The sequence below is a fragment of the Collinsella aerofaciens genome (genome assembly GCF_032584215.1).
Lineage (GTDB): Bacteria > Actinomycetota > Coriobacteriia > Coriobacteriales > Coriobacteriaceae > Collinsella.
On sequence record NZ_JAWHPN010000013.1, the window covers coordinates 63828 to 69916 of the forward strand.

Below are 6089 nucleotides of genomic sequence, written 5' to 3' on the forward strand. Positions count from 1 at the left end.
TACAGGTTGCCTATGTTTAATAAAAAGCCCCTCGCGGATACCACCGCCCGAAGATCCTCAACTGGTGCGCAGGCCAAGATCTACAGTCGCGATAACGTGGCTCGCTATTCCGAGCGCGCTCGTCAACGTCGTCGTAGCCACACGATTCGTCACGTCGCGCTCATTGTCGTGCTTGGCGTGCTGCTGAGTGCCACTACCGCTGCCGGCCTGTGGTTTGCCACCATTATGGGCAAGCTCGGCGATTCTAATGTCATTACCGACAATCTGCGTCGGGTTCTGGTTGACACCGATGAGGCAAAGGATCCGTTCTACGTGCTGCTTCTTGGCACCGACGGCCGTCCGGGCGAGGATACGTATCGTGCCGACTCGATTATCCTGGCACGCATCGACCCCACGCAAAAGCAGGCGACGCTCATTTCCGTTCCGCGCGACACCAAGGTCGAGTACAAGGGCGAGACCATGAAGATCAACGCCTGCCATACCGTTGGCGGCGCCGAGGCCATGGTCGAGGCGGTCAACGAGCTGTGCGGTGTTCAGATTTCCCACTATGCCGAGGTCAGCTTCGACGGTATGCAGGCGCTGATTGATTCGGTTGGCGGTATCGACATTAACGCAACCGATGATGTTGACGACCCCGAGCACCTGGATATTAAGATTACCGCTGGTCAGCAGCATATGGACGGCGCCACTGCCCTTACCTATGCCCGCTGCCGCTACACCTATGCCGACGGCGACTACACGCGCATGCGCCACCAGCGTCAGGTGCTTGGCGCCCTTGCCAACCAGATTCTCAATAACTTCGATGCCACGAAGATCTTTGGCCTGGTTAATTCGCTGTCCGATATGCTCGTAACCGATATGAGCGTTCAGGATATCGTGGCTACGGTCAATGCCATGCGCGGTATGGATGTCGACGGCATCTACTCGGCCAACCTGCCCTCGTATGCCGACGACAGCACCATGATCGACGGTGTGAGCTACGTCTTTGTCTACGAGGACGAGCTCAAGGAAATGATGGAGCGCGTCGATGCCGGCAAGGATCCCAAGGGTCCCAACACCATGGGTCTTTCCGACGGTTCCAGCTCTACGATCGGCGACCTGAACAACAACACGTCTGACGACTACGCAAACGGTACCGCAACCTCATCGGTCAGCTCTGACGATTCCGATGACTCAAGCGATTCGAGCGATTCGGACTACTACGAAGAGCCCACCGGCGACGGCAACGGCTACGAAGCCAATTATTAGGGTTACGCGGTTTTACCAAACCGCGTAACCGCTTGACGCTGCAAACCCGCCAGAGCGGCAATCTGCCTTTCAACTTCGGCGGCATGATTAAAAGATCAATGCCGCCTTGTTTCAAGGCACCTTGCTCGCTCTGGCGGGTTTTCGCTGTCCGCGCCAAAACATCGGCGTTGCCGGAACACTTGGCACTTGGGGACGTTCCTTTTGTGCCGGCAGTTTAGGACACTCCTTGCGTTAAGAGGCTGGCGTGCGTCAACCTGTTCTCATTGCAGCAAAAAAATCGCCCCGTTCTCGGTTGAGGACGGGGCGATTCGTCTTTCGGACTTGTGCAGCCAGGCTTATGCAAAGCGGGCGACGAGCTCCTGGAGCACATCGGTCATCTTGACGAGCGAACTGACCGGGACGAACTCGTTGACGCCGTGGTAGCAATAGCCGCCGGTGGAAAGGTTGGGGCAGGGCAGACCGCGGAACGACAGCTGCGCGCCGTCGGTGCCGCCGCGAATCGGCAGCACTTGGGGCTCAACGCCGCAGGCAAGGTAGGCTTCCTTGGCAACATCAATAAGCTCGGGATAGTCACGAACGATCTCGGCCATATTTCGATACTGCTGCTTAATCTCGACCGTCACGCGCTCCTCACCCAGACGCTGGTTGAGCATCGAGGCGGCGGCATCAATAAGGTCGAGTTTCTGCTGGAACTTGGCGGCGTCATGGTCGCGGACGATATAGCGCGCTGTGGCGTGATCGACGGTCGCAGATACACCCTCAAGGTGATAAAAGCCCTCGTAGCCTTCCGTATACTCCGGGCGCTGCACGTAGGGGAGCAACGCGTTGAAGTCACAGAACAGATTGCCTGCGTTGACCATACGGCCCTTAGCGTCGCCCGGGTGGATGGACTGGCCCTCAAAGCGGACGGTCGCCTCGGCGGCGTTAAAGCACTCCCACTCCAGCTCGCCGATGGGGCCGCCGTCGACCGTGTAGGCGTACTTGCAGCCAAAGGTATCGATATCCAACAGCTCGGCTCCGTGGCCGATCTCCTCGTCAGGGCAGAAGCAAATGCCGAGTGCGGGATGGGGCAGAGAAGGGTCCTGAGCGATACGCGCGACAAGCGACATGATCTCGGCGACGCCTGCCTTGTCGTCTGCGCCCAGCAGCGTGGTGCCGTCGCTGCAGACCAGGTCCTCACCCGCGAGGTCATTCAGGGCGGGAAGCTTGGCGGTACTCATGGCAACGGGTTTACCGTCAACCGTGCCGCAGACCAGGTCGCCGCCTTCGTAGTGCACGATGTGCGGCTTCACGCCGGCGCCCGGTGCAACTTCGGTGGTGTCGAGATGGGCGATCAGGCCCAGGGCGGGCTTGTCCTCAGCGCCCGCACTTGCGGGGATATGCGCGCAGACATAGGCGTGCTCGGTCACGTGGGCATCTTCCGCACCAAGCTCGCGCAGCTCTTCAGCCAGCACGTTGGCAAGGTCAAACTGAACGGCGCTCGAGGGTACCTGGTCGCAGTTTGCATCCTCGGACTGCGTGTTGATCTGGACGTAGCGCAAAAAGCGCTCGAGGACATCGGGGCTTGTGGTGGTGTTTTCCATAAAGACCGCTCCAATCTTGGTCGTCGTGTGCAACAAGAACTCTAGCACGGTATGCCACGGCATACCACGACGCTTGGATGGGGTAGAATCAGCCATTGAATGCAGAAGGGACGGAAGATCATGGATACGACAAATAGCTCGCGCGAACTACATCTGACGGTGGCGAACGAAGACTACTTGGAGTGCATGGTTCGCATTGAAAGCGAAGAGGGGGAAACCAACGGCGTGCGATCGGTCGACATCGCGCAGCGCCTTGGCGTCTCCAAGGCATCGGTCAATAAAGCGGTTTCGGCGCTCAAGGCATCCGAGCTTGTCGAGCAATCGCACTACGGCAAGGTGATCCTGACCGATCGCGGCCGCGAGGTTGGCACGGCTATCTGGTACCGTCATCGCCTCATCCGCACGTTTTTGGTTCAGGAGCTCGGTGTCGAATTTGAGCGAGCCGATTCCGAGGCCTGCATGATGGAGCATGCGCTATCCGAGGACACGATGAGCCGCTGGCTCGCCTATCTCGAAAAGCAGGGAATCAGCGTCGAGGAATAGCGGGATATATATGGATACGAGTTATTACAACCGCTTTGGTGCCGAGGAACTTACGCGCCGCTTGTCGAGCGAGACCTTGTTGGCGCAGGGCCCCATGGGCAGTGTTCTGTTGAGTGAGTACGATGCCGCCGACATTCCACCGGCGTTTTGGAATCTGGCAGAGCCGCAGACCGTTTCTCGTATTCATCGCTTGTATGTTGCCGCCGGCGCGCAGGTGCTCATTACCAACACCTTTCAGGCATCGAGCTATGCCCTCAAGCACGACCAGATTTCGCCGTCCGTGGCGGAGGTCAATCGCGGGGCCGTCGACGATGCCCGCCAGGCGCACCCTCAGCTGCTGCTGGGCTCGATGGGCCCGATCGGTATTGAGTGGTTTGCCGAGGACTCTGCCGAGTATCGTGAAATCCGAGGCATTGCGCGCGAACAGGCGCACGCCTTGCTCAATGCCGGCGTTGACGGTCTGCTGATCGAGACGGTGACATCTATCCGTAATTTGCAGCCCATGCTTGCCGGCGCTCGAGATGTCGCCGACGGCATGCCTGTTCTGGTGAGTTTTGTCGTTGACGATAAAGGCGACCTGTTGGGCGATGGCCTCAACATCGAGGCAGCCGTTTTGTACGCCGAAAAACACGGCGCAAACTCGGTTGGTGTTAATTGCTGTTCGCTTGCGGCCGCGAACGCGGCGGTGCCCAGGATGGTTGCATCGGCGACTACTCCCGTCACGGTGCGTCCCAACGTAGGCGATCCGGTCCAGACTCAGGATGGCCCCGTATGGCACGAGAACCCCGAAGCTTTCGCGCGCGCATGCATTGAATGGAGACATGCCGGTGCCGCAATGGTGGGCAGTTGCTGTGGAACCACGGCAATCACTACGGCAGCGATGGCCGAGGCGCTCGATATATAAAGGGCAAAACCGCTCCATACGGGGCGGTTTTTTTATTGCCTGCATGTCTTCGGCAGCATTTGCCCAAATGGTGAATGCTGGTGCCGGCAGGTTGCCGAGTGCATGTTGCGGGTATACCCCATGCGTACCATGATCCAAACACTGTGAGGTGTCTGCGCGTGTGCGCGATAATTCATTTTGGAACTGACGGTTGGCGCGCTCGCGTCGATGAGGACTTCACTGCCGATAACGTTGCCCGTATCGCCGATGCCGTCGGCGAGTTGTGGCAAAAGACCAATCCGGGCAAAACGGTATATATAGGGTTCGACACTCGGCCCCTGGCGCGCGAGTTCGCTGAGCTTGCGGCGGGCGTGCTGGCAGCGCACGGGCTGGACGCCGTGCTTGCTTCGCGACCTGTTCCGACCCCTGCCCTTACGTGGGCGGCGGCTTATGACGGTGAGGCGTGCGGCGCGCTCATGGTGACGGGGTCCCATCATCCGCAGGGTTATCTGTGCCTCAAGATTCGCATGGGTGACGGCTCGACCGCCAACCAGGATGTCATCGAAGACCTCGAAGAGACCATGGCTCCCGAGCCAATGGGGATCGAGGGGCAATATCGCACCGCGGATATCATTCCTGACTATATGCAGGCGGTGGCATCGTTTGTCGATGCCGAAGCCATCCGCGCCGCGCACCTGCGCGTGGTTATCGATCCCATGGGCGGTGCAGCCCAGGGCTATCTAGCCGACTTGCTGCGCGAGCTTGGCGTCGAGGCGCACGAGATTCATGCCGGGCAGGCGTCTGACCAAGAAGATATCTGCCCCGACCCCGTTGAGCCGTGGGTGGACGCTTGCGAGCGCACGGTTATCGAGGACGGAGCTTGCGCTGGCCTGGTGACCGACGGCGACGCCGACCGCATCGGCGCGGTTGACGAGCGCGGCAGATATATACATCCGCATCAGATCATGGCGCTCGTTTTGGGCGACTTGGTTCAATTTCGTAATTTGGAGGGGCGCGTCGTCGTCAATCTTTCATGCTCGACGCTCGTGCGTCGCATTGCCGAGGCGCTTGGCTGCCGCGTGACCGTCAAGCCAGTCGGTTTCAAATATATAGCGGCAGAGATGAAGAAGGGCGGCGTCCTCATGGGCGGCGAAGAAGCCGGTGGTATCGGCATCGCCGCGCATATGCCCGAGCGCGATGGAATCCTCGCCTGTCTGATTCTGTGTGAGCTTATGGCAAAGACGGACGCGCCTTTGGGCGTTCTGGTCGACCAACTCGAGGACAGTTTTGGTAAGACGAGTTACGGTCGACGCGATTTGCGCCTTGAGGCCGAAGATGCCGAAACGTTACGAACCCTGCTGCCGGGCGTAAACCCCAAGTCGATTTGTGGCAAGGTGCCGCAAAACGTTAGTCATATGGATGGCTTGCGTTTGTCATTCGAGGATGACACGTGGCTACTGGTCCGTCCTAGCGGGACCGAACCGGTGGTGCGCGTCTACGCCGAGGGGTTCTCGGTGGAAGAACGCGATGAGTTGCTCGATGCTGGCTGTGCTTTAGCTAGGGGGACGTATCCGCTTTAACCATGAGACTGCCTTATATAAAGAGATGCTCGGCGAGCGGTAGTTAACAGCTGGCAAACGTTAGTCGGATCACAAGATGTGTAGGAAATGTGTACGAACAGATTCCCGCCCCCGGGGCCCCTCCGGTCTGGCAATATATCTCCTTGCCGCGCGGCCCGGTCGAACCGGGAACCAGCGCAGGCGTGCACCTTGAGAACCGGATACTGCGAGGATGGACACACCAGATGTGTCGCATCCGGGCAGACATCGAAC

The 6089-nt window shown here is 59.2% G+C and carries 5 protein-coding genes; 4 read left to right on the top strand and 1 reads right to left on the bottom strand.

The window, feature by feature from the left end:
• Positions 1 to 12 precede the first annotated feature (12 nt).
• On the top strand, positions 13 to 1248 hold the full coding sequence (locus RX395_RS05345; protein ID WP_316366038.1) for an LCP family protein: 1236 nt from the start codon (positions 13 to 15) through the stop codon (positions 1246 to 1248).
• Positions 1249 to 1583: 335 nt separating this feature from the next.
• Here RX395_RS05345 and pepT read toward each other — a convergent pair whose 3' ends face one another.
• Entirely contained in the window at positions 1584 to 2831 is a 1248-nt protein-coding gene (gene pepT, locus RX395_RS05350) for a peptidase T (RefSeq protein WP_316366040.1), read from the bottom strand.
• 120 nt (positions 2832 to 2951) lie between these two features.
• Between pepT and RX395_RS05355 the strand changes: the two genes are divergently transcribed.
• From RX395_RS05355 to RX395_RS05365, 3 genes are all read left to right on the top strand, one after another.
• The gene (locus RX395_RS05355; RefSeq protein ID WP_040359600.1) at positions 2952 to 3374 is read left to right on the top strand and encodes a metal-dependent transcriptional regulator; all 423 of its coding nucleotides are present in this window, start codon (positions 2952 to 2954) and stop codon (positions 3372 to 3374) included.
• A 10-nt stretch (positions 3375 to 3384) separates the two neighbouring features.
• Positions 3385 to 4278, top strand: coding sequence for a homocysteine S-methyltransferase family protein (locus RX395_RS05360; protein ID WP_316366044.1), 894 nt, complete (start codon positions 3385 to 3387; stop codon positions 4276 to 4278).
• Positions 4279 to 4436: 158 nt separating this feature from the next.
• On the top strand, positions 4437 to 5837 hold the full coding sequence (locus RX395_RS05365; protein WP_316366046.1) for a phosphoglucomutase/phosphomannomutase family protein: 1401 nt from the start codon (positions 4437 to 4439) through the stop codon (positions 5835 to 5837).
• Positions 5838 to 6089: the final 252 nt, after the last annotated feature.